This is a genomic window from Bradyrhizobium sp. 930_D9_N1_4, assembly GCF_052076015.1.
GTDB lineage: Bacteria > Pseudomonadota > Alphaproteobacteria > Rhizobiales > Xanthobacteraceae > Bradyrhizobium.
Genome location: NZ_CP197236.1, coordinates 3,089,230 through 3,115,269, shown reverse-complemented (window position 1 = coordinate 3,115,269; position 26,040 = coordinate 3,089,230). Strand labels below are relative to the sequence as shown.

24 protein-coding genes and 1 tRNA gene are annotated in these 26,040 nt (G+C 64.8%); 5 read left to right on the top strand and 20 right to left on the bottom strand.

Going from position 1 to position 26,040, the window contains the following annotated elements; translation table 11 throughout:
• The first annotated feature begins 22 nt into the window (after positions 1-22).
• Positions 23-604, top strand: coding sequence for an invasion associated locus B family protein (locus AB7532_RS14285; protein WP_441235416.1), 582 nt, complete (start codon positions 23-25; stop codon positions 602-604).
• Positions 605-723: 119 nt separating this feature from the next.
• On the opposite strand, the gene AB7532_RS14280 is transcribed toward AB7532_RS14285, so the two are convergent.
• On the bottom strand, positions 724-3,012 hold the full coding sequence (locus AB7532_RS14280; protein ID WP_441235415.1) for an arylsulfatase: 2,289 nt from the start codon (positions 3,010-3,012) through the stop codon (positions 724-726).
• A 110-nt stretch (positions 3,013-3,122) separates the two neighbouring features.
• Here AB7532_RS14280 and AB7532_RS14275 point away from each other — a divergent pair, with 110 nt between their 5' ends.
• Positions 3,123-3,794, top strand: a complete 672-nt coding sequence (locus AB7532_RS14275) for a TetR/AcrR family transcriptional regulator (protein ID WP_441235414.1) — start codon at positions 3,123-3,125, stop codon at positions 3,792-3,794.
• Here the strand turns inward: AB7532_RS14275 and AB7532_RS14270 are convergent.
• From AB7532_RS14270 to AB7532_RS14190, 17 genes are all read right to left on the bottom strand, one after another.
• The gene (locus AB7532_RS14270) at positions 3,776-4,495 is read right to left on the bottom strand and encodes an ABC transporter ATP-binding protein (RefSeq protein WP_441235413.1); all 720 of its coding nucleotides are present in this window, start codon (positions 4,493-4,495) and stop codon (positions 3,776-3,778) included. The genes AB7532_RS14275 and AB7532_RS14270 overlap by 19 nt on opposite strands.
• Complete coding sequence (locus AB7532_RS14265) at positions 4,492-5,259, bottom strand: ABC transporter ATP-binding protein (RefSeq protein WP_441235412.1); 768 nt, start codon at positions 5,257-5,259, stop codon at positions 4,492-4,494. Before AB7532_RS14265 ends, AB7532_RS14270 begins: the two co-directional genes overlap by 4 nt.
• Complete coding sequence (locus AB7532_RS14260; protein ID WP_441235411.1) at positions 5,249-6,220, bottom strand: branched-chain amino acid ABC transporter permease; 972 nt, start codon at positions 6,218-6,220, stop codon at positions 5,249-5,251. The genes AB7532_RS14265 and AB7532_RS14260 overlap by 11 nt, the downstream gene beginning before the upstream one ends.
• Positions 6,220-7,083 carry a branched-chain amino acid ABC transporter permease gene (locus AB7532_RS14255; RefSeq protein ID WP_441235410.1) on the bottom strand — a complete coding sequence of 288 codons (864 nt, stop codon included), beginning with the start codon at positions 7,081-7,083 and terminating at the stop codon, positions 6,220-6,222. The genes AB7532_RS14260 and AB7532_RS14255 overlap by 1 nt, the downstream gene beginning before the upstream one ends.
• A 67-nt stretch (positions 7,084-7,150) precedes the next feature.
• Positions 7,151-8,404, bottom strand: a complete 1,254-nt coding sequence (locus AB7532_RS14250) for an ABC transporter substrate-binding protein (RefSeq protein ID WP_441235409.1) — start codon at positions 8,402-8,404, stop codon at positions 7,151-7,153.
• A 334-nt stretch (positions 8,405-8,738) separates the two neighbouring features.
• Entirely contained in the window at positions 8,739-9,101 is a 363-nt protein-coding gene (locus tag AB7532_RS14245; RefSeq protein ID WP_441235408.1) for a DUF1428 domain-containing protein, read from the bottom strand.
• A gap of 163 nt (positions 9,102-9,264) precedes the next feature.
• Positions 9,265-9,338, bottom strand: a tRNA-Gln gene (locus AB7532_RS14240).
• Between the two features lie 171 nt (positions 9,339-9,509).
• Positions 9,510-9,713: a hypothetical protein gene (locus tag AB7532_RS14235; RefSeq protein ID WP_441235407.1), complete on the bottom strand. Its 204-nt coding sequence runs from the start codon at positions 9,711-9,713 to the stop codon at positions 9,510-9,512.
• A 76-nt stretch (positions 9,714-9,789) separates the two neighbouring features.
• The gene (locus AB7532_RS14230; protein ID WP_441235406.1) at positions 9,790-10,569 is read right to left on the bottom strand and encodes a hypothetical protein; all 780 of its coding nucleotides are present in this window, start codon (positions 10,567-10,569) and stop codon (positions 9,790-9,792) included.
• A complete protein-coding gene (locus AB7532_RS14225; protein WP_441235405.1) occupies positions 10,566-12,647 on the bottom strand; it encodes a hypothetical protein in 2,082 nt (693 codons plus the stop codon). Before AB7532_RS14225 ends, AB7532_RS14230 begins: the two co-directional genes overlap by 4 nt.
• Positions 12,648-12,727: 80 nt before the next feature.
• Complete coding sequence (locus AB7532_RS14220; protein ID WP_441235404.1) at positions 12,728-13,048, bottom strand: hypothetical protein; 321 nt, start codon at positions 13,046-13,048, stop codon at positions 12,728-12,730.
• Between the two features lie 522 nt (positions 13,049-13,570).
• Entirely contained in the window at positions 13,571-14,542 is a 972-nt protein-coding gene (locus AB7532_RS14215; protein ID WP_441235403.1) for a Bug family tripartite tricarboxylate transporter substrate binding protein, read from the bottom strand.
• A 49-nt stretch (positions 14,543-14,591) separates the two neighbouring features.
• A complete protein-coding gene (locus tag AB7532_RS14210; RefSeq protein WP_441235402.1) occupies positions 14,592-15,722 on the bottom strand; it encodes an iron-containing alcohol dehydrogenase in 1,131 nt (376 codons plus the stop codon).
• Between the two features lie 17 nt (positions 15,723-15,739).
• Positions 15,740-16,777: a 4-hydroxythreonine-4-phosphate dehydrogenase PdxA gene (pdxA, locus tag AB7532_RS14205; RefSeq protein ID WP_441235401.1), complete on the bottom strand. Its 1,038-nt coding sequence runs from the start codon at positions 16,775-16,777 to the stop codon at positions 15,740-15,742.
• Positions 16,774-17,880, bottom strand: coding sequence for a four-carbon acid sugar kinase family protein (locus AB7532_RS14200; RefSeq protein ID WP_441235400.1), 1,107 nt, complete (start codon positions 17,878-17,880; stop codon positions 16,774-16,776). The genes pdxA and AB7532_RS14200 overlap by 4 nt, the downstream gene beginning before the upstream one ends.
• On the bottom strand, positions 17,877-19,322 hold the full coding sequence (locus AB7532_RS14195) for an FAD-binding oxidoreductase (protein ID WP_441235399.1): 1,446 nt from the start codon (positions 19,320-19,322) through the stop codon (positions 17,877-17,879). Before AB7532_RS14195 ends, AB7532_RS14200 begins: the two co-directional genes overlap by 4 nt.
• 20 nt (positions 19,323-19,342) lie before the next feature.
• On the bottom strand, positions 19,343-20,263 hold the full coding sequence (locus AB7532_RS14190; RefSeq protein ID WP_441235398.1) for a dihydrodipicolinate synthase family protein: 921 nt from the start codon (positions 20,261-20,263) through the stop codon (positions 19,343-19,345).
• Between the two features lie 106 nt (positions 20,264-20,369).
• On the opposite strand from AB7532_RS14190, the gene AB7532_RS14185 reads away from it, so the two are divergent.
• Positions 20,370-21,221 carry an IclR family transcriptional regulator gene (locus tag AB7532_RS14185; protein WP_441235397.1) on the top strand — a complete coding sequence of 284 codons (852 nt, stop codon included), beginning with the start codon at positions 20,370-20,372 and terminating at the stop codon, positions 21,219-21,221.
• Between the two features lie 6 nt (positions 21,222-21,227).
• On the opposite strand, the gene AB7532_RS14180 is transcribed toward AB7532_RS14185, so the two are convergent.
• On the bottom strand, positions 21,228-22,130 hold the full coding sequence (locus AB7532_RS14180) for an MBL fold metallo-hydrolase (RefSeq protein WP_441239274.1): 903 nt from the start codon (positions 22,128-22,130) through the stop codon (positions 21,228-21,230).
• Between the two features lie 286 nt (positions 22,131-22,416).
• Here AB7532_RS14180 and AB7532_RS14175 point away from each other — a divergent pair, with 286 nt between their 5' ends.
• The gene (locus AB7532_RS14175; protein ID WP_441235396.1) at positions 22,417-23,913 is read left to right on the top strand and encodes an amidase; all 1,497 of its coding nucleotides are present in this window, start codon (positions 22,417-22,419) and stop codon (positions 23,911-23,913) included.
• Positions 23,914-23,923: 10 nt separating this feature from the next.
• On the opposite strand, the gene AB7532_RS14170 is transcribed toward AB7532_RS14175, so the two are convergent.
• The gene (locus AB7532_RS14170) at positions 23,924-24,529 is read right to left on the bottom strand and encodes a TetR/AcrR family transcriptional regulator (RefSeq protein ID WP_441235395.1); all 606 of its coding nucleotides are present in this window, start codon (positions 24,527-24,529) and stop codon (positions 23,924-23,926) included.
• Positions 24,530-24,729: 200 nt separating this feature from the next.
• Here AB7532_RS14170 and AB7532_RS14165 point away from each other — a divergent pair, with 200 nt between their 5' ends.
• Positions 24,730-25,974 (top strand): efflux RND transporter periplasmic adaptor subunit, encoded by a 1,245-nt coding sequence (locus AB7532_RS14165; RefSeq protein WP_441235394.1) that lies wholly within the window; start codon positions 24,730-24,732, stop codon positions 25,972-25,974.
• The last annotated feature ends 66 nt before the right edge of the window (positions 25,975-26,040 follow it).

Genomic DNA, 26,040 nt, shown 5'->3' with positions numbered 1-26,040 from the left:
TTCACGCCAACGCGGTTTCGCCATGCCCATGCAATCCCGACTTGTGCAATCCAGACTTGCCGCCCTCGCCGCTGCTCTCCTGCTGTCGACGGGCGCCGCGTATGCCCAGCAGAGCGCCAAGAAGAACGCCGCTCCGCCGGCTGCACAGCCCGCGCCGGCTCTGACGCAGCCACAGGCTGACGGCACTCCGGCGCAGCAGGCCGGCTGGGTCGTGCGCTGCAGCAGCGTCAGCCGCGATGCGCCGCTCGAATGTGCGATGGAGCAGAACGCGGTGCTGACCAAGACCGGCCAGACCATCGTCCTGATCAACGTCCGCATCGCGCCCGACACCCGCACGCCGGTGGCGCTGCTGCAATTGCCGCTCGGCCTCAATCTGCCCGTCGGCGCCAAGCTTCAGGTCGACGAGGGCAAGACGGTCGATCTCCAGATCCAGACCTGCGAGAACCGCGGCTGCTACGCCTCGACACCGATCGCGGCGGACCTGCTCGCGACCTTGCGATCCGGCAAGCAGTTGAAGGTCTCCTTCCAGAACATGGCGAAGGAGACGATCGCGATCCCGATGCCGCTGGGCGATTTCGCGGCGGCCTACGACAAGATCAAGTAAGGCACGCTGTCATCGCCCGCGAAAGCGGGCGATCCAGTACGCCGCAGCGTCTCCGCTCTAGCCGCGCTGGCTCGGAGTACTGGATGCCCCGCCTTCGCGGGGCATGACACCGGTTTCTTTCACTGCCTCGCCATCTGCGCGTTGCCGACGGCATCGCCGTCGAGCTTCTGGTCGTTGTGCATGGTGACGGTGACGCGGAGCAATCGCCCGGCGAATTCGAACGGCGCCTCGTAATGCGATACGGGGCTGCCGCGGTCGCGGCCGATGTCGAGGCCTGACCACGAAATCAGCGTGTGGAAGCCGAGTTGGGTCTGGAGCGCGCCCGCCGGCTCGCCGTCGATCAGCAGTGTGTACGCGGTGACGCCGGTGCGCGAGCCCTTGGCCGGCGGCTCCTTGCGCAAGAGACGTTCGACATGCACGCCGAGCCGCCGCGCGCCTGACGGCACGATGCGATCCGAGCGTACGATCTGGTGGCTGCCGCCGATGTTGAGGTCGTGCACGAGGTGGCCGTCCCTGACGTAGAGGCTGTAGCCCGACGTCGCGTCGCCATGCGAGATCAGCACGCCGTCGGCGCCCTGCTGGTCGATCTCGACATGCGCCTCGATCGTGTAGCTGCGGCTGCGCACGTCAGGTGCCACGTCGGTCGGCACGTGACCCATGCCGGCATGGAAGACGAAATGGTGACGCGCACCGTGGAAGCGCGCGGCATTCTCCGCAAAGCGCGGCCCGAAGCGATCGTCGAGCGGCAACACCTTGTGCTTCTCGGCCTCTTCCCACCATGTCGCGATCATCCGCGCCAGCCGTTCCGGCTCCTTGGCCGCGAGGTCGTTGGTCTCGGAAAAGTCTTCGTCGAGATGGAACAGCTCCCATTTGTCGTTCTCGAACGGCGTACCGGATGGATGGAAGGCAACGGCCTTCCATCCGGCCTGCCACAGGCCCCGATGGCCGAACATCTCGAAATATTGTGGCGAGCTTTTTGACGGCGCGGTTGCATCATTGATCGAGCGCGCAAAGCTCTCGCCTTCCAGGGGCATCTGCGGACAGCCCGCAATCGTCTTGGAAGACTCGATGCCGATCAGGTCGAGCAGTGTCGGCGTCAGATCGCTGGCGTGAACGAACTGGTGTCGCAATCCGCCTTTGCTTGCAATCCTGTTCGGCCAGTTGATGACGAAGGGATCACGGATGCCGCCGCCATGGGTATTCTGCTTGTAGCGGCGCAGCGGCGTGTTCGACGCCATCGCCCAGCCGTGCGGGAAATTGCTGTGGGTATCGGGTCCGCCGATATCGTCGATACGTGCGAGCTTCTCGGCGATCGGCTCCGGCTTGAAGTTGAACGGTCCCATCGCGTTGACGAAGCCGAGCGGTCCGCCCTCCTGGCTCGCGCCGTTGTCGGACATCACGATGATGACGGTGTTGTCGCGAATGCCGGCGGTCTCCAGGAACGCCACGAGCCGCGCAAGATGCCGGTCGGAATGGTCCAGCATGCCGGCAAAAGCCGCCTGCAGGCGCGTGAAGACGCGGCGCTCGTCGGCCGAATGATCCTCCCAGGCCTTCACGCCGTCGTTGCGCGCCGGCATCCGCGTCGCCTGCGGCACCAGCCCCATCGCCTTCTGCCGCGCCAGTCGCCGCTCGCGCTCGACGTCCCAGCCGTGCACGAATTCCGCGTCGTAGCTCCTGATGATATCCATCGGCGCCTGATGCGGCGCATGACAGGCGCCGAGCGCGACCCAGGTCAGCCAGGGAACGTCGGGACGATCGGCGACGTGATCGCCGATGAAGCGGATCGACTGGTCGATCAGATCCTCGGTGAGATGATAGCCGTCGTGATAGGTGCCCGGAGGATCAATATGCGTGTTGTCCGAGACGAGTTCCGGTGCATATTGATCGGTCTCGGCGTCGAGGAAGCCATAGAAGCGGTCAAAGCCGCGGCCGATCGGCCAGCCGTCGAACGGGCCGGTGGCGCCGCTTTCGGTCAGCGGCGTGACGTGCCATTTCCCGACCATGTAGTTGCGATAACCGTGCACGCGCAGCATCTCGGCGAGCGTCCCAGCCTCGCGCGCGATCTTGCCGCGGTAACCGGGATAGCCGGAATCGAAATTGGCAAGGCACCCGACGCCGACGGAATGATGATTGCGCCCGGTGAGCAGCGCCGCACGCGTCGTCGAACACATCGCCGTGGTGTGGAAACCGCTGTAGCGCAGGCCTTCCGCTGCGAGCCTGTCGATGGTCGGCGTCCTGATCGCCGAGCCATAGCAGCCGAAATCGGAGAAGCCGACGTCGTCGAACAGCACGACCAGGATGTTCGGCGCGCCCTCGGGCGGCCGCGGCGCTTCCGGCCACCAGGGTTTTGAGTCCGCAACCGTCTTGCCGACGGTGCCGCGGAACGGCGTGCCGCTGCCTGCGCCCATCTCTGTTTCTCCCCGTTCGTCGCCCCGGCGGTTGCGGTTGACCCGTGGCCTGCCTGAGTTTAAATTATAATCCGAACTATGATTATGATTTAGGGCGGATGCAAGCACCGATGCGGCCAAGTCCAGAGCCCGGGTTTCGCGATTTCGACCTGCCGGGCGTCACCCCGTCGCGCCAGAAGCGCAGCCGCGAGACCACGCTTGCGCTGCTGCGCGCCGGCGCCGACATGCTGCGGACGCGCAGCCTCGCCGAGCTCTCGATCGAGACCCTCTGCGCCGGGGTCGGCGCCACCGTCGGCGCCTTCTACAGCCGCTTCGAGAGCAAGGAGGCCTATTTCAACGCGCTGATGGCGCTGGCCGCACGCGATGGCGAGCAGCGGCTGGGCGACATCAGGCGGCCGTCAGCCGATGCGGGCCTCGACAAGCTCTGCCACATCATCGTCAGCGGCATCATCGCCTGGATGCGCAACCACGAGGGCGTGCTGCGCGCGGCGCTCCAGCATGACGACACGCGCCCGGACACATGGTCGCCGTTCAAGGCCCTCGCGCAGGCAACCACGATGCGCGCCACGCCTCTCCTGTTGCCGGCCATGGGCAGGGGCCGCAAGGCCACCAAGAGCCGCGCCATCGCCTTCGGCTTTCAGGTTGTTCTGGGCACGCTGGTCAACGCGATCCTCAACGATCCCGGTCCGCTGTCGCTTGCGTCGAAGGAGATGGAGACACGACTGGCCGGTTGCCTGCTGCTGCTGCTTCAGGCCGAGATCGGTCAGTCCACCCCGAGATAAGCCTTCTGCACCTGCGGGTCTTCCGCGAGCGCGGCAGCCGTCCCCGACAGCACGCTCTTGCCGACCTGGAGCACGGTCGCGAAATCCGAGACCTCCAGCGCGAGCTCGATCGACTGTTCGGCGAGAAGGATGGTCAGGCCCTCGCGATGCAAACGTCCAAAGGTATCGTACATGGACTCGACCACCGCGGGCGCGAGACCGAGCGAGGGCTCGTCGAGCATCAGCAGCTTCGGGTCGCTCATCAAGGCACGGCCGACCGCGAGCATCTGCCGCTCGCCGCCGGACATGGTGCCGGCGCGCTGGTTGCGGCGCTCCTTCAGGCGCGGAAAGATCTCGTAGACGCGTTCGAGCAGCGTGGCCTGCCGCGACTTGTCGTGCAGCGGCGTCGCGCCGAGCATGAGGTTGTTCTCGACGCTCTGCTGCACGAACAGCCGCCAGCCCTCCGGTGACAGCGCCAGTCCCTTGCGGACGATCGAAAAGGCTTTCTGACCGGCGATCTCCTCGCCGCGAAAACTGATCGAGCCGGAATGCACGGGAATGAGGCCGGCGATCGCGTTCAGCGTCGTGGTCTTGCCGCCGCCATTGGAGCCGAGCAGCGCGACGACGCTGCCCTCGGGCACCTCCAGCGACACGTCGGAGACACCGATGAGATCGCCGTAGCGCACCTCGAGGTGCTCGATCCGCAGCAGCGCCCCGCTCATAGGTCGGGCCCGCCCATCAGCTCGACCGGCGTGTGGCCGGCTGCCGCCTTCGCCGCGCGCTTGCCGAGATAGGCTTCGATCACCGCCGGATTGGAGGTGACGGCGCGGGGCGAGCCGCGGGCGATCTCCTTGCCCTGGTGAAACACCATCACGCGGCTGGCGAGCGACATGATCACTTCCATGATGTGCTCGACGATGACGAGCGTGATGCCGGAACGGTGGATGTCGCGGACGAGGTCAATCGCGAGATTGACCTCATGTGCGTTGAGGCCGGCCATGGCCTCGTCGAGCAGCAGCACCTTCGGCTCGGTCGCAAGCGCGCGGGCGATCTCCAGCCGCTTGCGGCCGGGGGTGCCGAGCGAGCGCGCCGGCGCATCCGCAAGCCTGCTCATGCCGACGCGCTCCAGCACGGCGCGTGCTTTTGCTTCGGCCTCCTTGCGATGCGAGGTGCGCAGGAAGGCGCCGATCATGACGTTCTCGAGCACCGTCATGCCCTCGAACGTCTGCGGCACCTGGAAGGTGCGGGCAAGCCCGAGCCCGGCGCGTTGCTCCGGCGCGAAGTCGGTGATGTCGGCTCCCTCGAACAGCACACGGCCCGACGTGGTCTGGAGATCGCCGGTGAGGCAGTTGAAGAAGGTGGACTTGCCGGCGCCGTTCGGCCCGATCAGGCCGAGAATGTCGCCCTGCTCCAGCGTGACGGATGCGTCATCGACCGCCTTGAAGCTGCCGAATGCCTTGGTGATCCCGCGCGCCTCAAGGAGCATGGCCGGCTCCCTTGTCAGTTTTGGCCTTGCGTCGCCCCGTGAACAGGCTGAGCAGGCCGCCCGGCTGGAAGCGCGCGATCAGCACGATGATCGCGCCATAGAGGACGAAGGTGAGGCCTGCGCCCTTGCCGCCGAGCCAGCTGTTGGAGATCTCCTCCAGCGGGACGAGGATCGCGGCACCCACCAGGGGACCGAACAGCAGCCCTGCCCCGCCCAGCGCCGCCATGATCAGGATTTTCACCGAGATCAGGATGCCGAGCCCGGACTCGGGATCGACGAAGCCGAACATCATGGCGTAGAGCGCACCGGCGACACTGGTCAGCGCCGCACTCAGCATGTAGGCGTAGAGTTTCGTGCGTGCGGCGGGTGCGCCAAGCGAGCGCGCGGCGCGTTCGGAGTCCTTGATGGCGCGCAGGTAAAATCCCATCCGGCTGTTGGTCATCCACCAGGTGATGACCAGCGTAATCACCAGCACGAACAGGAAGAGATAATAGTACGGCAGCGACGACAGGAACGAGAGGTCGAAGACGTTGCGCGGCACCGTCGGACCGGAGAGACCGACGGCCGCGCCAAGCCATTCAGTGTTGGTCACGATCAGACGCACCGTCTCGGCCACCGCGATCGTCGCCATGCTGAAATAATGTCCGGACAGACGCAGCGTCGGCACGCCGATGATGGCGGCAAGGCCCACCGCGAGCACGATCCCACCGGGAATGCCGAACAGCGGCGATAGGCCGAATTTCGCGTAGGAGCCCATCGCGGCATAGGCGCCGCAGCCGAAGAACACGACATGGCCGACCGAAACCTGGCCGGCATAACCGCCGACGATATTCCAGGCGGACGCGGCGATCGCATAGAGCAGCACCAGCGCGCCGAGGCGCTGCTGGAACGGCGAGGACAGCAGCAAGGGATAGGCAATCGCAAGTGCTGCGACGACCGAGAGCCAGATCCAGCGCCGCATCACATCTTTCCCATCAGGCCCTGCGGCCGGAACCAGAGGAAGAGCAGGAACAGCACGTAGACGACGATGTCCTTGTAGACCGCGCCAATGAGATAGCCGGAGAGAGATTCGATGACGCCGATCAGAAGGCCTGCGACCAGCGCGCCCGGCACGCTGCCGAAGCCGCCGAGCGACACCGTCACGAAGGCGACGATACCGAGGGTCTCACCCACGGTCGGCACGATGTAGAAGAAGTTCGCGATCAGCGCGCCGGCAAGGCCGGTGGCACCGGCGGCGATCCCCCATGCGATCGCCTGCATGGTGTCGGGCCGGATGCCCATGAGCTGGGCCGCGGTCTGATCCTCCGCCACCGCCAGCATCTTCGACCCCAGCGAGGTGCGCGTCAGCAGCAGATGCAGGCCGAACGTCACCAGTAGCGCAACCACACCGGCAAGCAACCGCGAGGCCTCGATGCGCAAACCGGCAAACGCATAGGTGCCGCCGACGATGTTCGGCGGCATCGACAGGAAGTTGGCCCCGAACCACCAGAACACGGAATAGCGCAACAGCAGCGCCAGCCCGAACGTGCCGAGGATCTGGGCCAGCATCGGCCCCTTCATGATGTCGCGGATCAGGGCGAAATAGACCACGACACCGACGGTCGCGAGCACCAGCGTCGCCAGCGGCGCGCCGAGGAGCGGCCCGCCCCCCATCAGCGTGTAGACGACATAGGCGACATACATGCCGAGCATGACGAAGTCGCCATGCGCGAAATTGACGATGTTCATCATGCCCCACACCAGCGTGAGGCCCGAGGAAAACAGGGCGTAGACGGCGCCAAGCAGAAGCCCGCCGACGATCACCTGCACGAGGACAAAGGACATGAGCTGCGTTGCTCTGATCAAATCATTCGGGGAAAGGCGGGACGCACGGTCCCGCCGTCAGGCAATCTCACCAGCCCTTGTAGGGCAGCTGCGGCGCCTTCTCGGCATTGGCCTTCGGCCACACCGAGACGTAGTTCTCGCCGTCCTGAAGCTGGATGATGGCCCCGGAGGCCAGCACGTTCTGGCCCTTGTCGTCGAACTTCACGCCCTTGTAGCCGATCATGAGCTGCTCGGGTTTCAGGTCTGTCGCCTTCAGCGCGGCCTGGATCTTGGCAGGCTCGGTCGAGCCGGCGCGGTCGATCGCCTCGGCCAGCACGAAGAAACCCTGCATCTGACGGGCGACGGTGTCGTCCATCTCCTCGCCGCTCTTCTTCTTGTACATGTCGGCGATGATCGCGGACGCCGAGCCCGAGGGACCAACGACCCAGGACGAACGGTTGAAGACGCCCTGCGAGATCTTGCCGACCGCCTTGGTGAAGGACGGATCGGAATAGCCGGCGTCGTCGGCCAGCAGCACGGCGGGCTTGTAGTCCAGCGACTGCATGGTCTTGGCGAACAGGATCGCGTCCGACGTGTAGCTGATCATGATGACGACGTCGGGCTTCTTGTCCTTGAGCTGGAGCACCTGCCCCTGCAAATCGGTCGCGTTGACGGGATAGGCGACGTCGAGCGCGATCGGCTGGCCCTTGTCCTTGAAGGCGCCGGCGATCGTGTTCGCGACCGAGGTGCCGTATTCGGTGTTGTCATGGACCAGCGCGACGTTGTCGGTCTTGGCACCCTGCGCCTTGATGTCGGCGAGGAAGTCGACATAGATTTTCGCGAAGTCGGTGGCGATCGGCGTGGTCCGGAAGAACCATTTGAAGCCGCGCTCGGTGAGATTGGCGGCGACCGACTCGGAATTCAGGAAGGGTACGCCGTATTTCTCGGCAATGGCGCTCGTGGTCAGCGTCACGCCGGATTGATAGGAGCCGAACACGGCAGCCACCTTATCTTCGGTGATCAGGCGCAGCGCCTGGTTCTGGCCCGTTGCGGGGTTGCCCTGGTTGTCGGCGATGATGACCTCGACCTTGGCACCGCCGAGGCCGGCAAGGCCTGCGTTCTTCGCCAGCGGGAAATTGCCGAGCTCCGGATGGGCGTTGTTGATGATGTCGGTGGCGACCTCGAGCGCCGCCTTGGCATGCGCGCCGATCGAGGCGGTGCCGCCGGACATCGGCAGGATCACGCCGATCTTGACGACCTTGTCCTGCGCGTGTGCGCCCGAGCCCAGCGCAAAAGACATCGCGGCCGCGCAAAGCAGCCCGGTGACGTGCTTCAAATTCATGAAATCAGACCTCCCAAAGGGTTTCCCCGACCAAGGTTTTTTGGAAGCTGTGGGCTAAGCGCCTGCTTCCGTTTGATTATGCCTGGCTGAACTCAGGATGGCATGACAATCGGACACCGGCAAGATGAAACGGACTTGCACGATGCTGCATAGGGAAGCAGCGAACGCGCCGATGCCGGCGGCGTTCTATCTGGCGTCGTTTGGTACGAAGGAAGCAACCCGATAGACGTTCCGGTAGGGTGGATTAGCCGAAGGCGTAATCCACCAATATCTATGTTCGCGGGAGCTGAAGCGGTGGATTACGCTACGCTAATCCACCCTACGAAGCGCGCGCTCAGCCGACGACGTCGCTCGCCTGAAGCAGCGACGTGAAGCCGCCATAGATCATGCGCTTGCCGTCGAAGGGCATGTCGGCGCCCTTGAACCGTTCGTCGGCCATCACCTTCTTGTTGACGGCATCGCGAGTCTCGCGGTCGCGGTAGACGATCCAGGCGAACACCACGACCTCGTCCTCCTTCGCGATCACCGCGCGCGGAAACGAGGTCAGCTCGCCATAGGGCACGTCGTCGCCGATGCACTCGACGTAATCGAGCGCGCCGTGCTCCATCCACACCGCGCAGGCCTTCTGCGCCAGGGCCTTGTAGGCCTCGATCTTGTCCTTGGGCACGGCCAGCACGAAACCATCGACATAGGGCATTTTCGGATCTCCTTGGGTTGTGTATCCCAAGGACGATGCAGCCTACGGCGATCCGACCCCAACATGCGATTTTCGGATGAGGCAAACCGTCGCGAGCGGCGGCACGGCAAAGCCGGATTCGAGGCTGGCGGCGGGTCGCTTGCAGAAGAAAAACGCCCGGAATTGGCTGGGGAACTAGGATTCGAACCTAGACAAACAGAGTCAGAGTCTGTTGTGCTACCGTTACACCATTCCCCAACGGAATAGTCGAACAAATGCAATGACTTGCTGATCTGTCCGACTGCGGCCGGAAGCGCGTTTTGGGCGCAAATCACGGCTCAGGCGTGGCAGCGTTCTACCCGCTCGGCCCTAGGCTGGCAAGCGCTGCGGTGCACGGAGCTGTTGAGCCGGTGGCGGGCCCAGACGCGCCTAATCCGGCGCGAGCGTCGCAAGGCCGGCCTCGATGATCGTGATCTCCTCGCTGACCTGCGAGATCGCCTGCCGGGGGTCGATGCCAGTAACCGACACCAGCTGCCGCAGCAGATCCTGCCGGTGCACGAGAATATCGTGAAGTGCGTCGCGATCGTTCAGCCGCACATAGCCTTCGACAATCAATTCAACGGAACGGGACATCTTACTCTCAAACACGGGTTGCTCTTCGGATATCCAAAATATCCCGATTGCACCCCGATGTGCGCACGACGTCGCATCAACCTTGACCGGTAAGGCTAACGCACGCGCCCAAACGGATCGCTCCAGTCGTCCCCGCGCATGGCTGGAAGGCGCCCGGCTCTACGCGGGGGCCACGTCGTCGATCTGATCGGCGGAGCGATCGGCTTCCGAATAGAGGAAATGAAGCTTGCGAACGACCGGCCTGCCCGTCACGGCGCTGACCAGCTCGGGTCGGTGCCGCATAAAGAAGTTTCAACGGGTCGGGAATCTCCGGCGCCGGAGGACGCTCCCACACCTCGTTGCAGAACCCCAGCACCTCCGTGCAATAGACGCTCATGCAAACTTCCGACAACAGATAGTCTCGCTCGTGCGCGCGCTCGCGATCAGGTGCGCTGCCCGAGCCGAACCGCGTGACCCGGCGGTCGATGAACTCCTCGATGGCCTCGGCAAGAAAAGCGTCTGCCGACACCGCCTGCCGCAGCCGCGGTGCAAACTCGCTGAATTCGGCCGTCTCCGCGACTTCGTCCCAAAAGACAACGCGTCCCGATGCGCCGGCACCGGCCTTGCGGGCCATCCGCTCGATCAGACTGGAGACCTGCTCCGCCTCCCTCCTCGCCTTGATGACTGCCGAGTCGATCGTGAAGTAGCGTCCCGTGACCAGACGATCCAGCACCAGGAGCCGATCGGCGACGACGATCAGGTACTCGCGCGACGGCACAATGTATTTCTCGAACAGCGCGGTGACGCCGGCCGCCGTGCGATATTTGGTATGCGGATAGAGGCACACCGGCACGAAATATCGATCTTGCAGAGTCATGTCCGTATCTCCTCGGTGACAGATTCAGCGGCGGCGGTCTTCGGCCCGGGCTGCGCACCTGTGGGTGGCCGTGGCTCGCGCCGACGTTTGGGAGCGATGCGATTGTCGTTGCTGCGCTCATCGACCCGGGCTTCGAAGACGGGCTTCCTCTTGGCAGAGAACTGGCCGACATAGCCTTCGTAGATCACGGCGTCTCCGTAGCGCCGGATCAGGCCAAACTCACCGACCTTGCAATAGCCTTCTCCGGAGCCCGCGCTCCATTTCACCGCCATGCCTTCCGGGAAGAGTTGCCATCGGCCGCGACAGCCGGTGCTCGCAATGTTCTTCTCTGTCCTGTTCGCGGCAAACAGGGACGCTTCGCACGCATCCTCCAGGGAAATGGAGAACTCGGAACCTTGCCGCGTAATCAGCTCGACGAGCTTTCCAGCAGCCGCGGGCAGCCTGCTCCGCGTGATGTAGCGCTCGGCAACTTGCGCAATGACACACAGGACGAATGCAAACAGACCGATCTGGGCTGCGATGAAGACGCTCGTGTAGACGCCGACCTGACGTACGGCCTCGGTGAGGTCGATATTGTGGCTCAGGGCAAAACCCTTGAGGCTTATGGGGATGCTCAACCGGCTTGTCAGAAAGCCGATCAGGGCCATGATCAACGCTCCCAGTCCGGCCCGCGCAGCCGTGCTGCGCCAGAATCCATCTTCCATCAGCCTCCCGTCGCTCAGCACGACAACGATGGCGGCCATGACGGTTGCCAGCGGAAACCACGGAAGTGTCCCGGAGATCGCAGCCCCTGCCTCGTTCGGCTTGGCGCCAATCACCGCAATCGACGACAGCGTGATGGCACCGAGAGCGGTTCCCACCACGATGGGCGTCACGTAGCGCAGCAGAGGTCTCTCGCGATTCAAATCGTTGAGATCGAACCATTCACGCCGTGCAATTCTCGCGTTTCGAACGGCGAGTGCGCCAAAAATCGTGGAGAAATAGAATGCAGCCGTCAGCCACGTCCAGGCAAACAGTCCAAGCGTGTCCGTCGGGATGCCAAGTCCTTGAAGCCAGTCACCGCCGATCCGGCCCACGACAAAGTCGCTGAAAGCCAGGGTCGAATAGCCCGTGAAAATCGACAACACCGTCAGGGAGATGAATGACAGGCCGGCAAGCGGACCAATGGCGTGCCCGTGCACGTTGCCAGGTACGCCGCCGAGGCAAAAACCAAGCTTCTCCACGACATCCAGGCTGTCAGCCTCGTTCTTGACGGTGGAGTGAACGCCGCACGCGACAAACGTGTACAGCCGGTCGCGAAGATCGCGGACCTCGCTGAGCGTTCCGAGATCCGTGGGGCTGCCGCCCTTCAGGCATTCGCCGACGTGCTCACGCACCAGCTCGACGAGCGCAACATGTTTTGCGCCGATGCTGTCGAGCTCGTCCCTGTAATTGGCAAAGAAGATCGGATCGATCCCGACGCCGTCCCGCCTTCGTTCCGACAACGCGGCGAGCACGCCCCCGACACAGTACCAGGCGTGCAGAATCTCGTCGTCTTCCCGCAACTTGCTGAGATCGCCGATCAGCGAGTTCGCAGCTGCGGGCTGCCCCACCAGCTTTTTGGTCTGACATTGGTAGACGCCAGGCTCGAAGTTGAACTGCGAACTGCGCATCTGTGCCACGGTTCGACGGACACAGTCGGGGATCCGGGCAACGGAGTGCAGGAAGCCACGAATCCGCTTCTCCAGCTCCTTGAGGCCCGGCACGTTCTGGAGCGTGACCAGCGCCAGGGCAACGGCCAACGGGAGTCCGTCGATCGTCTTTGACGAATCCTCGCGTGCGCCGATGTTGACAACCGCACTGAACAGCCCCGGCACGACCGAGAAAACCACGTACATGAGCATCATCGCCCCGACGTAAGCCCACTTCGCGCGGGCGTACCGGCCATAGGAGGTCGAGAACCGGGGCTTGTAGCGAGAGAAGTATTCCGACTGGCTGTCGCAGCTCGGCTCGTCGAAGCGAGACCACGAATACATCCAGACCATGACGGCGCCGAAGGCGAACGCGATGGTCCAATTCCAAGCGCTATCGGGCATCATGGCGAGTACTCCTGTTTGACACCGACCAGATTTGCCTTGACCCGTGAGGTGAGCGTGAATTGATCGCTTTGCACACGCGGTTAATGATGGCCGCCAATGCGCACCACGATTTCGCCCTTGCCGGTCGCGATCATCACCTGACCGTATTCGTCCTGCGGCGGGCTCTCCTCGTAGCGGAGCGGGATCGTGGTGATCGCGTCCTGCGCGTCGCCGCCCGGTTGCTGCGCGCTGACGTCGAGGATCAGGATCTTCGGATTGATCCCCTGCGGCGAGCGCTTGGTCAGCCGGGCCTGCCAGCCATCGGTCGGCACCCGCACGTCGCCGATCATGACCAGCCTGGGCAGCGCGCCCGGTGCACGGTCGATCCAGGCCTTGAAGGTGTTTCTCAGCAGGACAGTCATGATGCGCCCTCCTATGCCAAGTTGCGCGACCCCTAGGTCACGGGCGCAACATAGGGGGCGAAGCGAAACTGAACGTGATCAGCCCGTGATTTCCATGCGCGAGCAAGACGCCGTCGCGATGCCACGGGGCTCGTCCCGGAGATATTTGGTCAGGGCCACTGTTTGCCCCCCCCAACCGTCTGCCACCGACGATGGCATATCGGCCGGCGCGAGCACGCGGCCTGCACCCGCGCGTGAGCGGCCGTTGCACCCACCAGGTCGCGTGCGCGGCATCGGCGAGCCAAGCCTCTGCATTCACGCTCATTTCACGCTGGCGGCTCGAAACGAGGCGCCCTTTTCATGTCGCCGCAAGGTCGCATGTCGATTGATCAGCAGTCCTGACCATTTGACAGCGTCTGATAAGCCTTGTGGCTGCGAGCGTCATAAAAATTCGGGCCGGACTGCGCCCCGACCGCCATGAAGCGGTCAAGTCGTGATCCGGCCCGTAATCGGTGCGGGTGTCGGAAAGCCGGCGACGCTCGCCTATTCCAGCTTGATGTTCGCGGCGTCGATCACCTTCTTCCAGCGCTCGGTCTCGGAAGCGATGTACGTCTTGAACGGTTCGGAATCCACCGCCACAGCGCCAGCGCCGAGCTCGGCCATCTTCTGCACCGTCTCCGGCTGCTGCATGAAGGCGCGGATCTCGGCCGAGAGCTTTTCGACGATCGGCTTCGGCGTGCCTGCCGGCACGAAGAAGCCGTGCCAGGCCACGGCCTCGAAGCCCGGCAGGAATTCGGCGACGGCCGGAATCTCCGGATCGAAGGCTGCGCGCTTCGGCGTTGCGGTTGCAAGCATCGCGAGCTGGCCGGTCTTCACCTGCGGCAGCAGCAGCGGCACGTTGTCGAAGGCGAGATCGATCTGACCGCTGAGCAGATCCGTCAGCATCTGGCTGGAGCCTTTGTAGGGCACGTGCACCATCTTGGTGCCAGTCATCTGCTGAAACAGCTCGGCAGCGAGATGCTGCGAGGTCCCGACACCGGCCGAGCCGAACGAGACCTTGTCCGGGTTCGCCTTCAGATAGGAGATCAGCTCCGGCACGGTCCGCGCCTTGATCTTGTCGGGATTCACGACGAGGACGTTCGGCACGACGCTGATCTGCGCCACCGGCACCAGATCCCTGTCAGGCTGATAGCTGAGCTTCGGCCCGTAAAGCGTGGGATTGATCGCGAGCGCCGAGGTGCTGGCAAGGCCGAGCGTGATGCCGTCAGGCGCCGACTTCGCCAGCCGCGTCACGCCGAGGATCGAGCCGGCGCCGCCGACATTCTCGACCACGAAAGGCTTGCCCAGCTTCACTTGCAGATGGTTCGACACCATGCGCGCGAAGATGTCGGCTGTGCCGCCGGCGGCGAAGGGAACGATCACCGTCACCTGCTTGGACGGATAGCCCTCCTGCGCCCGTGCCGGCGACGACGCCAGCAGCACGGCCGAGGCAAGAACAAGCCACATCGATCTCATCGAAGTTTCCTCTCCAGTTACTGTGTTGTTGATTGGTTATGGCGGGCCGCTAGAACGCGACCTCGTACATGTTCAGGATCGCATCGCGGCCGAGGTCGCGCGGATTGTTGTCGAGCAGGCGGCGGATGCCATGCGCCTCGTCGGCCATCACGCCAAGATCGCCTTTGGGTACGCCGAGCGCCGACAGCCGCATCTCGATGCCGAGATTTTTGCAGAATGCGTAGGTCGCGTCGAATGCAAGCTTCGGATCGCGTTGCTCCGGCAGGCCAAGCGCCGCAAGCACCGCGACCGTCTTCGCCTCCATTGCCGGCATGTTGAACGCCAGTGTGTGCGGGAAGATCACGGCGCAGGCCAGGCCATGCGCGACATGGTGGCGCGTGCCGAGCGGATAGGCCACGGCATGACCGGCCGTCGTGTTCACCGGCCCGAGGCAATAGCCGCCGTAGAGGGAGGCCAGTGCAAGCCCTGCCCGCGCCTCGCGATCGCCACCATCGGCCACCGCGCGCCCGAGATACTGTCCGACCAACCGCGCGCCCTCGAGCGCGTAGAGGTCGATCATCGGATGCGCCTTGCGGCTGGTATAGGCCTCGACGCAATGCGCCAGCGCATCGACGCCAGTCGCGGCAGTGACCTCCTTCGGCACGGTCATCGTCAGATCGGGATCGACGATGGCGATATCGGCCAGCATGAAGCGGCTCTGCACCGCCTGCTTGTTCTGGCTGACGGGATCGGTGACGAGCGCGCGGGTGCCGGCCTCGCTGCCGGTGCCCGACGTGGTCGGAATCTGCATCAGCGCAACACTGCGGCCGGCGACTTTCTCCGGCCCGACGATGTCGGCAAAGGGCACGTCACTCGTGCACATTACGGAAACCAGCTTGGCGAGATCCATCGCGCTGCCGCCGCCGAACCCGACGACGAGATCGGGCCTGGCCTCGCGCGCCATCGCGACCGCCTTCTCGAGATTGGGCAGATCAGGCTCGGGCTTGACGTCGCCGAACACCTTCACGGCGCCCGGCAGTGCGAGCGTGTCGACGCGGCGCGCGTTGAACGGGTCGGAGATCACCAGCGGCCGCCTTGCGCCGATCCGCTCGGCGAAGCGCGCCGCGGCCGTGATCGTACCGCAGCCGAATTCGAGAATGGTGGGACGCTGGATTTCGATAGGCATGAACGCGTTGGTCATAGGTCGGGGCGATCTCGTTACCTGGATGCGGAGGAAGCGCCGGCGGACAGCCGCTCGGCATAATCGATGGCCTCGATCAGGCTATGCTCGTTGGCGATGCCCTTGCCGGCGATGTCGAAGGCGGTGCCGTGATCGACGGAGGTGCGGATGATGGGCAAGCCCAGCGTGATGTTGACGCCGGACAGCTCCTGCCAGCGGCCGGTCGCGGGATCGACCTGGAAGCCGAGCAGCTTGACGGGAATGTGCCCCTGGTCGTGATACATCGCGACCACAGCATCATACTGGCCGGCGCGGAGCTTGACGAAAATGGTGTCGCCGGGCACCGGACCGACGACATCGAGGCCATCGGCGACGGCCTTGGCGATCGTCGGCGCCGACACGTCGATGTCCTGTCGTCCGAACAGACCGCCCTCGCCGGCATGCGGATTGAGCGCGGCGATTGCGATCTTGGGTTTGGCGATACCGAGCCGCAGCAGCGCATCGTTGGTGAGATCGATCACCATGCGCAGGCGTTCCGGCGTCAGGCGCTTCGGCACATCCTCGAGCGCGACATGGGTCGAGACGTGGCTCACGCGCATGTTGCCGTGCGCAAGCAGCATCACCGAGCCGCGCACACCGGTGAGATGTGCGAGCATCTCGGTATGCCCCGGAAAATGATAGCCGGCCTTGTTGAGGGCTTCCTTGTTGAGCGGCGCGGTCACGATGGCCGCAGTCCGGCCCCCTTGCGTCAGGCGCACGCCCTGCTCGATCGCCTTGTAGGCAAAACGGCCGCCGTCGGCGCTCAAGACGCCGGGCTTGATCGGATCGCCCTCGGCATCGGCCTGGAGAAAGCACAAATTCGGCCAGTCACGATCGTTGTTGGTCACTTCGGGGATGGCGATGTCGGCGCCGAGTGCGGCCTTCGCACCATCGAGCGCGACGCCACTGCCGATGATCAGGATGCGCAGATCGCCGCTCGCGATCCGGTCCTTCAGCCCGACGCAGGCCTTGACGATGATCTCCGGTCCGATCCCGGCCGGATCGCCCATGGTGATGGCAAGATGACGAGAGGTCATATCGGGCTCTCCATTCTGAGCAGATGATTGTCCCGGAGCAGGTCGCGCCACAGGTCGCTGGGGCCGAACGCGCCGGATTTCGAAACGACATCGACCCCGGCCCAGCGGCCGCCTTGCAGCACCGAGCGCGGCAATCCCGGCACGATACGCCCCGTGACCTCGAGGGCATGGGCGCCGAGTGCAACGCATACGGCCTTCAGGGTCTCGCCGCCAGCGACGATCAAGGTGCCGGGCGGATCGAGCGCCGCGATCAGCGTGGTCAGCTCGCGCGCGATCCGCTGAGCGGCCTCCGCACGCGAAAGCCCATCCGCAAGCGCGAATTTCACCAGCGCCACACTGTCGTCGACCAGCTTGCGCTGGAGTCGTGCCGTTTCCTCGCCCTCAGCAAGCGCGATGGTGGCTTCGCCACACGCCGCGAGCTGTGATGCGGTGGCAGCCTGGTCGGAGCCGAACAATCCCAGCACTGGCCGTTTCAATTGTGACGGCGCGGCGGCGCCATGACCGCGGGCAAGCGCGCCGGCCAACCCTCCGCTTCCGCACCAAAGCAACGGCCCCGGCATGCGCCGCGCCATGTCGACGACCCGATCGAGATCAAGGTCGCTCTCCGCGTCGAACACCTGGACGCCGCCCTGCGACAGCGTGTCGGGACCACCCTGTCGCGCGTCGACGCCGTCCTGTCCCAATTGCTCCAGCAGATTGGAGCCGACGCGATGCCAGTCGCCTTGCACCGTCCGCGCAAATTGCTGGCCGCCGACGGTGCGGCGTCCCTGATAGTCGAAGGCCGGCGCGACCACGCAGGACGCCCAATGGCCGCTGCGCAGGCAGGCGCCGAGTTCGGCCGCCCAGGCGCCGCGGAGCAGGCTGTCGACTTTCTTGTAGGCGATCGTCCCACCCCGAAGCTGCGGCGCCAGCCGTGCGACGATCTCGACGCTCTCGGTTTTCGAACGTTCGCGGGTGCCGCTGTCGATCGCGAGGCTTTGCGCGCCCGGGCTCGCGGGCGCTTCCGCCCAGGAGACGCCGAACGGCCCGCACAGCCCGACGAACTCCGCCGCAGTGTCGAGCGCGCCGGTGAGATCGTCGGCAATCAGGCGGACGCTGGTCATCCCAATGCGCCTCCCGCGGTGAAGATCTTGCCCGGATTCATCAGACCGCTCGGATCGAGCAATTGCTTGATGCCGCGCATCAGCTCGATATCGAGGGGATCGGCGACGCGGGCAAGCCGGCCGCGGTTGGTGATGCCGATGCCGTGTTCGGCGCTGATCGCCCCGCCCTGTGCGGCGGTCTCGTCGTCGACGATCTCGTTGATTTGCGCGACCAGCGCCGCCGTCGCGGCCGGATCCTGACAGCGCGCACGGTCGATCAGGGCGATCACGTGGATGTTGCCGTCGCCGATATGGCCGTGCATCACGACACGGGCATGCGGCACGGCGACGTTGACCCGCGCTTCGACATTGATGACGAAGGCGGCCTGGCGCTCCAGCGGCACCACGCTGTCGTGCGAGACCACATAGCCGCTGCGCTTGTTGCCTTCGGACACGCTGTGCCGGACCGCCCAGATCGCCTTGGCCTGCGCGAGGTTGGTGGCCAGGATGACGTCTTCGGCAAGGCCGGCTTCCATCGCATCCGCCAGCACCGTGGCGAGCGGCTCATCGAGATCGACGCCGGGAAGCGTGTCGGTCAGCTCGACGATCAGATACCACGGCGTCGTCAGGTCGAACGGGATCGTGACATCAGGCACGGTCTCCGCGATCGCCTCGATCTGCGCGCGGGACATGATCTCGAGGCTGCCGAGCCGGTCACCGACCGCACCACGCAGACGCGACATGATCTCGATCGCCGGTTCGACGCCCTGCAATTTGAGCAGCGCCAGGGCCGAGCTGCGCGGCGGCGAGAACAGTTTCAGCACCGCCGCGGTGACGATGCCGAGCGTGCCTTCCGCACCGATGAAGAGCTGCTTGAGTGCGTAGCCGGTATTGTCCTTGCGCAGTGCGCGCAGGCCGTTGAAGATGCGCCCGTCGGGCCGCACGACCTCCAGCCCGAGCACGAGATCGCGCGTCGGTCCGTAACGCAGCACGGCCGTGCCGCCGGCATTGGTCGAGATATTGCCGCCGATCTGGCACGAGCCCTCGGCACCAAGACTCAAGGGAAAATAGCGATCGACGGCACGCGCCGCATTCTGCACCTCGGCAAGGATGCAGCCGGCCTCGACCGTGATCGTATTGGCAAGTGGGCTGACGTCGCGCACGGCCCGCATCCGGTCCAGCCGGATCACGACGTTGCCCGCGTGATCGTCCGGCGTCGCAGCCCCGCACATGCCGGTGTTGCCGCCCTGCGGCACGATCGCGAGCCGCTTATCGGTGCAGAATTTGACAACAGAAGAGACTTCGGAGGTCGAGGCGGGCTTCACCACCGCGACGGCGCGGCCGTGATAGCGCCCGCGCCAGTCCACCACATAGGGCTCCTGGTCGGCTCCGGACGCGATGACGTGCTTGTCGCCGACGCGTGCGGCAAGCCCGGAAAGCACGTCCTGGAAGGTGCCTGACATCGGATCGCCTTCGCGCCGCGTTAACCGGCAGCAGCGAATGCCGCGGCATTCGCGAGCAGCTCTTTCAGTTGAGCCGCCGGAAGCGATTCCAGCGGCGGCCGCAGGCGCTGCCATCCGGCATGCCTGGTGCGATCGGCGACCAGCGCCTTCAGGGAGGCCATCTGCGGGAACTGCGAGACCAGCTCGCGCGCCTTGACGATGCGTGCCTGCGCCGCCTTGAGCGCCGAATCGTCATCGCTGTCGCCAAAGTGCTTGAACACATAGGCAAGACTGCGCGCGACGATATTGGAGGTCGCCGTGATGCAGCCCGCCCCGCCCTTGCGCAACAGCGGCAGCATCAACGGATCTGCGCCGCCCAACACCGCGAAGCCGGGGAAGCGCTCGACCATCGCAGTCATGTTGGCGAAGTCGCCCGACGAATCCTTGATGCCGGTGAACGTTTCCGGATAGGCCTTGCGCAACCGCTCGATCAGCGCATGCGAGATCGGCTGCGCCGACATCAGCGGGTAGTGATAGAGCACGACCTTGAGCCTGGCGTCGCCGATGCGCTGCACGATCTCGCTGTAGGCGGCGTAGACCCCATCGTCGCTGACATTCTTGTAGTAGAACGGCGGCAGCATCACCACGGTATCGACGCCGACCGAGAGCGCGTGACGCGTCAGCACGACAGTGTCGGTGAACGCCGCGACGCCGGTGCCCGGCAGCAACTGGTTCGGCTTGATGCCGCTGGCGATTGCAGCCTCGAGCAGCGCGGTACGCTCGGCGATGGAGAAGGAGTTCGCCTCGCCCGTCGTGCCGAGCAGCGCGATGCCGTCGCAACCCTCGTCGAGGAGGTAGCGGCAATGCTCCACGAAGCGCGCGTGATCGGGCGCCAGCTCGGCGTCGAGCGGCGTCAGCGCGGCGGAGAACACGCCATGAGGGTGCAGCGATGATGTCGACAAAACTTCCTCCGATCGCGGAATCGATGTTGTTCGGAATGCGAACATTTGTTATTTGCTGATGCAGTCGTAAAATCAGCTCATCCCGACGTCAAGGGTGATAGCTGTCATGGCGGGGCATTCGGGCATGGCCAAGGTGGACAAGAAGGCCGCAAAGCGCAAACCCGAAGCTATCCCGAAAAACCCCAAAAACCACGTCGCCTCTGTCGGGAAGGCCTTCGCTGTGCTCAAGAGTTTCAGCAGCGAGGCCTTCGAGCTGACCCTGAGTGAGATTGCCGCACGGGCCGATCTCGACCGGGGAACGGCGTTCCGCCTGATCCAGACCTTGATCGAGCTCGGCTATCTCCAGGCTGTTCCGCAAAGCCGGCGGTTCCGCCTCGGCGTGGCCTGTCTCGACCTCGGCTACACCGTGCTGTCACACGGCTCGCTGCGGCCGATCGTGGAGCCGCTGCTGCGCGGCCTCGTGCCCGAGATCTGCGATGCGGCCTCGCTCGGCATCCTCGATGGGGGCGACGTGATTTATCTCGCGCGTATCGGCGCCGGCCTCGACCGTCACAAGATGGATCGCCGGCCCGGCACGCGCATTCCCGCCTACAGCGCCGCGCTCGGCCATGTCATGCTGGCGCATCTGGCCCGCGACGAGCAGATCGCGCGGCTGGAATCGCGCCCGCGCGTCAAACTGTCGGAGCGGACGCTGACCGATCTCGATGCCCTGCTCGTGCGGCTCGATCAGGTCAAGAAGAAGGGGCATGCCGTCTCCGACGGCGAGAACGCCTATGGCCTGCGCACGCTGGCAACGCCGATTTTCGGCGCCCAGGGTGTCGTCATCGGCGGCTTGAGCATCACAGTCGATGCAATGCGCATGGACATGACGGCCTTCCGTGACCACGCGCTGCCGCGGCTGATGCAGGTGACGAGCCAGGTGCAGGATCTCGCGATCAAATCGGCTCTGACGAGCTGAGTGCGCCTAGATCACGAGGTGGTCGAAGTCGGCAGCGATCCGCGTGCTCGGAAAGACTCTCGTCGCCTCAGCCAGGATCTCGTCGTCCGGATAGCGGCCGGACATATGGACCAGCACGAGCTGCTTGACGTTGCTTGCGGCAGCGAATGCAGCGGCCTCGGTTGCCGTGAGATGGCCGTAGTCGCGCGCGGTCGCGGCATCGCGATCGAGGAACGTCGCTTCGATCACCAGCAGATCGGCGTCGGCAACATGCTTCGACAGCCCATCCGTGGTTTCGGTGTCGCCGATCACGACGAGTTTTTTACCGCCGCTGGGCGGCCCTAAAACGTCTTCCGGATCAATCATGCGGTCGCCGATCACGATCGACCGTTCTGCGGCCAATTCTCCGCGCATGGGACCGTCGGGGACACCAAGCGACCCGAGGCGGTCGGACAACAGATGGCGGCGCGCGGGACTCCTAAAGACGAAACCGAAACTGTCGGTGTCGCGGTGACGGACCGGAAAGCAGTCGATGGTGAAGTCGGCGGCGTCGATGACCTGTCCTTCGGTCAGCCCGACGAATTCCACCGGTATTGGCGCCCGGCCCTCGCCCCAGATGCCCGCCAGCATGCGGATGACGATATCGAGCGTATCCACGCCGCCATGAATGGTCATCACATCGGAGTTCTGCCGCAGGCGCAGCGTCGAGAACAGACCGGGGATGCCGAGTACGTGATCCAGATGGCCGTGCGTCAAGAGCATGCGGTCGAGCCGCCGAAAGCCGGCGCCGCTGCGCAGCAACTGGCGCTGCGTGCCCTCACCGCAATCAACCAGGATGCGCTGGCCTGCCGCCTCCACCAGAAGCGCCGGATGGTTGCGCTCCGCCGAGGGAACGCTGGCCGAAGTTCCAAGAAATGTCAGGGCAAACATGGTCGTCAGTGTCCAAGCTTCACCGCCCCCAATGCCACGCGAGCAGCAGCGCGTACAGGCCCATCGACCCCGCATTGAGCGCAGCAAGCAGATAGACCCCGGGATAGAGCACCAGGAAGGCAAAACACGATCAGAATTGCAACATCCCCCGATTATGAACTCGACGCCGCGCCGACGCCGTTGACCGTTCGGAAGGCATCGCTATTTCGATAATGCCTGCATCGACGCACGGATCGGTTACACTCCGATGGCCTCGGTACAGCAATACGATTACGTGGAGTTCATCATGACCACAGATGCAGTTGACCTGGATTACGGCTCGATCGGCGCGCTGTCGAGCGCCCTGCAAGCCGGCAGGGTCTCTGCATCGGAATTGCTCGCGCATACGATCGCCCGCATCGAGTCGCTGGACGGGCCGATCAACGCCATCATCGTTCGTGATTTCGATCGCGCAAAGGTGGCCGCGCGCGCTGCCGATGCCGCGCTTGGACGCGGCGAGCGGCTGCCGTTGCTCGGCATCCCCGTCACCTTGAAAGAGCCGTTCAACGTCGCGGGACTGCCGACGAATTGGGGCTTTCCGCATTTCAGGGATTTCCAGCCGGCGGAAGACGCTCTCGTTGTCGCGCGGCTGAAGGCGGCGGGCGCCATCATCATCGGCAAGACCAACATTCCGATCGGTCTGCGGGATTTCCAGAGCTACAACGAGATCTACGGCACGACGAACAACCCGTGGGACCTCGGCCGCTCGCCCGGTGGCTCCTCGGGCGGATCGGGCGCGGCACTGGCCGCAGGCTTCGGCCCGCTCTCGATCGGCTCCGATATCGGCGGCTCGATCCGGGTCCCTGCGCATTTCTGCGGTGTGTTCGGACACAAGCCGAGCCTCGGCCTGGTGCCGCTGCGCGGATACAGTCTGCCGCCGGCCCTGCCGGTCCCCGGCCAGGGCGATCTTGCTGTCGTCGGGCCGATGGCGCGCACCGCCTCGGACCTCGCCTTGTCGCTCGACGTGATTGCCGGTCCCGACGAGACGCGCGACGGGGTCGGCTATCGCCTTGCGCTGCCCGCGTCGCGCCATGACCGTCTCGAGGATTTCAGGATTCTCGTGATCGATACGCATCCGCTGATGCCGACGGGAGACGCCGTGCGCACCGCCATCGGACGACTGGCGGAACGGCTCGAACGAACGGGCGCGCGGGTCGCGCGCACGAGCACATTGTTGCCCGATCTCGCGAACTCAGCGCGGCTCTACATGAAGCTGCTGAACGGCGCGCGAAGTCCGCGCCTGACGCCGGCTGCGCTCGCGGAGGCCCAAGGCGTTGCCGCAGCACTTTCGCCCGACGATCGCAGTCTTGAGGCGGAGCGCGCTCGCGGCTGGGGCATGGTCCATCGCGAATGGCTCGCGGCCGACGCGGCCCGCCTGCAACTGCAACAAAAATGGTATCAGTTCTTCCGCGAGTTCGATGCGGTGATCTACCCGGCCGCCGCCGTGCCGGCCTTTCCACAGGACCAGTCCGAGCCCTTCGACGCGCGCAAGCTCGATATCGATGGTAAGCTCTACAACTATGCGGACGCGTGTTTCATCTGGGCCGACCCCGCCTCGACCTGCGGATTGCCGGCGACCGCCGTCCCGATCGAACGCACGCCGTCGGGACTGCCGGTCGGTGTCCAGATCATCGGGCCCTATCTGGAGGATCGCACGACGATCGCGCTGGCGGGGCTGATCGAACGCGAGTTCGGCGGGTTCGTGCCGCCGCCGTCGCTGTCTGCAAAGCAATCCGCAAGATGATGGAAACTGACTACGCTCTCTCGGCCGACTGCGCCTCGACCGCCTGCACGGCGACATCAGCCACCTGCCGCAGCGCCTCACGATCCGAGCCTGACGACGCCATCACGCCCATGCCGACCGACACCGCCGAGACATAACGCGCCAGCGCAGCGGGATCGGATGTCGGCTTCAGATCGCCTTCAGCCTTGGCGCGAATAAAACGGTCGCGGAGCTGGTCTTCGTTCTCGGCGCGGCGGGCGGCGAGTTCGAAGGGCACGTTCTCGGAGCCGGTGCCGCAGGCGATGCCGCCCTGCACGAGCAGGCAGCCGGGCGGATTGGCGGGATCGGTCTGCTTGTCGGCGATGCCCATCAACATCCGCAATGTCACCTCGCGGGCCGTGGGCGCCGCGACCACCTCGTCCATCCAGACGCCACGCAGCTTGGTGTAGCGGTCGAGCGCGGCCTTCAGCAGGCCTTCCTTGTTGCCGAAACAGGCGTAGAGGCTCGGGGGATTGATGCCCATGGCCTCGGTGAGCTGGGCAATGGTGGCGCCCTCATAGCCGTGGCGCCAAAACACTTCCATCGCCTGGTCCAACGCCACTTCGGCGTCGAATTCTCGGGGGCGACCCATGCCCATGTGCCTGTTCTCCTCGGAATTGGCCGTCTGCCGGAAGCTAACGCCAAATCCTATCTATTTGTTCTAGCTTTATTTTCTGAGCCACTTCCAATTCTTGCGGTATGCCGCTACAATTTTCTTAGTGAATGGTACATAAGTATCTTGCACTGCGACATCCAGCTCCACATCTGTAGTGAACACTACATATCTGGAGCGCGCAAATGCATCCCCCGCAAAACTCCCCCCGCACCGGCCGTCTCCGCCGCCTTCTCGGCGGCGTCGCCATCGTGGGCGCCCTCGCCGTCGCCGGCTCGATCGCGACCGGCCACTACTTTCGTGCCGCGCAGGCGACCGCAACGGCAGCGGCAGCCGAGCAGGCTGTCCCTGTCACGGTCGCGCTGGTCGAACCCAAGCAGACCGTGCTGTGGGATGATTTCTCCGGCCGCCTGGAAGCGATCCAGCGCGTCGAGCTTCGCCCGCGCGTGGCCGGTGCGATCATGTCGACCAACTTTACCGAAGGGGCGCTGGTGAAGGCCGGCGACGTGCTCTTCAAGATCGATCCGGCGCCTTACGCGGCCGAGGTCGACAAGGCCAACGCCCAGCTCGAAGCTGCGAAAGCGCGCGTCGTGTTTACGCAGAGCGAGCTCGAGCGTGGCGCGCAGCTGGTCGGCAACGCCGTGGTCACGCGGCGCGATTACGACCAGCGTGACAACGCCAATCGCGAGGCGATCGCCAATGTGAAGGCCGCCGAAGCAACGCTCCAGACCGCAAGGCTCAATCTCGATTACACCCTGGTGCGCGCGCCCGTGGACGGCCGCGTCGGCAAGTTCGAGATCACCGTCGGCAATCTCGTCGCCGCCGGCACCGCCTCTCCCCTCTTGACTTCGCTGGTCTCGGTCAATCCGATCTACGCCTCGTTCGATGCGGACGAAGAGGTCGTGCTGCGAGCACTGAACTCGATCGCGGATACCTCCGGCCAGCGCGGCAAGCTCGACCAGATCCCGGTGGAGATGGCGACGTCGGGCGGTCTCTCGGCCAAGGGCCACATCCAGCTCATCGACAACCAGGTCAACGGCCAGAGCGGCACCATTCGGGTCCGCGCCGTGTTCCAGAACGACGACGGACGCCTGATCCCCGGCCAGTTCGCCCGCGTGCGCATGGGACAGCCGAAGCAGCAGACGCTTGTCATGATCGACGAGCGCGCGATCGGCACCGACCAGGACAAGAAGTTCGTGATGGCGGTCGGTGACGACAGCCGCGCGGTCTATCGCCCGATCACGCTCGGTGGTGCCGTCGACGGCTTGCGGATCGTCACCGCGGGGCTGAAGAGCGGCGACCGCATCGTCGTCAACGGCTTGCAGCGCGTGCGTCCGGGCGCCCTCCTCAAGACGGAGGTTGCCGCGATGGGCGCACGTGGGCCGCAGCAGGCAACCAACCACAGCAACCAGGACGTGGTGCAACGCTAGTTACGTTTTTCCGGTTCGCGACGCGGGCCGGAATGACGACGTCGTAAAGCTACCAAGACATCGCAT

Coding starts and splice junctions, on each gene's coding strand:
- AB7532_RS14285 (WP_441235416.1), top strand. CDS start 23: ATGCCCATGCAATCCCGACTTGTGCAATCCAGACTTGCCGCCCTCGCC.
- pdxA (WP_441235401.1), bottom strand. CDS start 16,777: ATGACCTCTCGTCATCTTGCCATCACCATGGGCGATCCGGCCGGGATC.
- AB7532_RS14170 (WP_441235395.1), bottom strand. CDS start 24,529: ATGGGCATGGGTCGCCCCCGAGAATTCGACGCCGAAGTGGCGTTGGAC.
- AB7532_RS14200 (WP_441235400.1), bottom strand. CDS start 17,880: ATGACCAGCGTCCGCCTGATTGCCGACGATCTCACCGGCGCGCTCGAC.
- AB7532_RS14260 (WP_441235411.1), bottom strand. CDS start 6,220: ATGCGGCGCTGGATCTGGCTCTCGGTCGTCGCAGCACTTGCGATTGCC.
- AB7532_RS14185 (WP_441235397.1), top strand. CDS start 20,370: ATGGCGGGGCATTCGGGCATGGCCAAGGTGGACAAGAAGGCCGCAAAG.
- AB7532_RS14250 (WP_441235409.1), bottom strand. CDS start 8,404: ATGAATTTGAAGCACGTCACCGGGCTGCTTTGCGCGGCCGCGATGTCT.
- AB7532_RS14245 (WP_441235408.1), bottom strand. CDS start 9,101: ATGCCCTATGTCGATGGTTTCGTGCTGGCCGTGCCCAAGGACAAGATC.
- AB7532_RS14265 (WP_441235412.1), bottom strand. CDS start 5,259: ATGCTCCTTGAGGCGCGCGGGATCACCAAGGCATTCGGCAGCTTCAAG.
- AB7532_RS14270 (WP_441235413.1), bottom strand. CDS start 4,495: ATGAGCGGGGCGCTGCTGCGGATCGAGCACCTCGAGGTGCGCTACGGC.
- AB7532_RS14235 (WP_441235407.1), bottom strand. CDS start 9,713: ATGTCCCGTTCCGTTGAATTGATTGTCGAAGGCTATGTGCGGCTGAAC.
- AB7532_RS14180 (WP_441239274.1), bottom strand. CDS start 22,130: ATGTTTGCCCTGACATTTCTTGGAACTTCGGCCAGCGTTCCCTCGGCG.
- AB7532_RS14210 (WP_441235402.1), bottom strand. CDS start 15,722: ATGACCAACGCGTTCATGCCTATCGAAATCCAGCGTCCCACCATTCTC.
- AB7532_RS14220 (WP_441235404.1), bottom strand. CDS start 13,048: ATGACTGTCCTGCTGAGAAACACCTTCAAGGCCTGGATCGACCGTGCA.
- AB7532_RS14225 (WP_441235405.1), bottom strand. CDS start 12,647: ATGATGCCCGATAGCGCTTGGAATTGGACCATCGCGTTCGCCTTCGGC.
- AB7532_RS14175 (WP_441235396.1), top strand. CDS start 22,417: ATGACCACAGATGCAGTTGACCTGGATTACGGCTCGATCGGCGCGCTG.
- AB7532_RS14255 (WP_441235410.1), bottom strand. CDS start 7,083: ATGTCCTTTGTCCTCGTGCAGGTGATCGTCGGCGGGCTTCTGCTTGGC.
- AB7532_RS14280 (WP_441235415.1), bottom strand. CDS start 3,012: ATGGGCGCAGGCAGCGGCACGCCGTTCCGCGGCACCGTCGGCAAGACG.
- AB7532_RS14215 (WP_441235403.1), bottom strand. CDS start 14,542: ATGAGATCGATGTGGCTTGTTCTTGCCTCGGCCGTGCTGCTGGCGTCG.
- AB7532_RS14275 (WP_441235414.1), top strand. CDS start 3,123: ATGCGGCCAAGTCCAGAGCCCGGGTTTCGCGATTTCGACCTGCCGGGC.
- AB7532_RS14165 (WP_441235394.1), top strand. CDS start 24,730: ATGCATCCCCCGCAAAACTCCCCCCGCACCGGCCGTCTCCGCCGCCTT.
- AB7532_RS14195 (WP_441235399.1), bottom strand. CDS start 19,322: ATGTCAGGCACCTTCCAGGACGTGCTTTCCGGGCTTGCCGCACGCGTC.
- AB7532_RS14230 (WP_441235406.1), bottom strand. CDS start 10,569: ATGACTCTGCAAGATCGATATTTCGTGCCGGTGTGCCTCTATCCGCAT.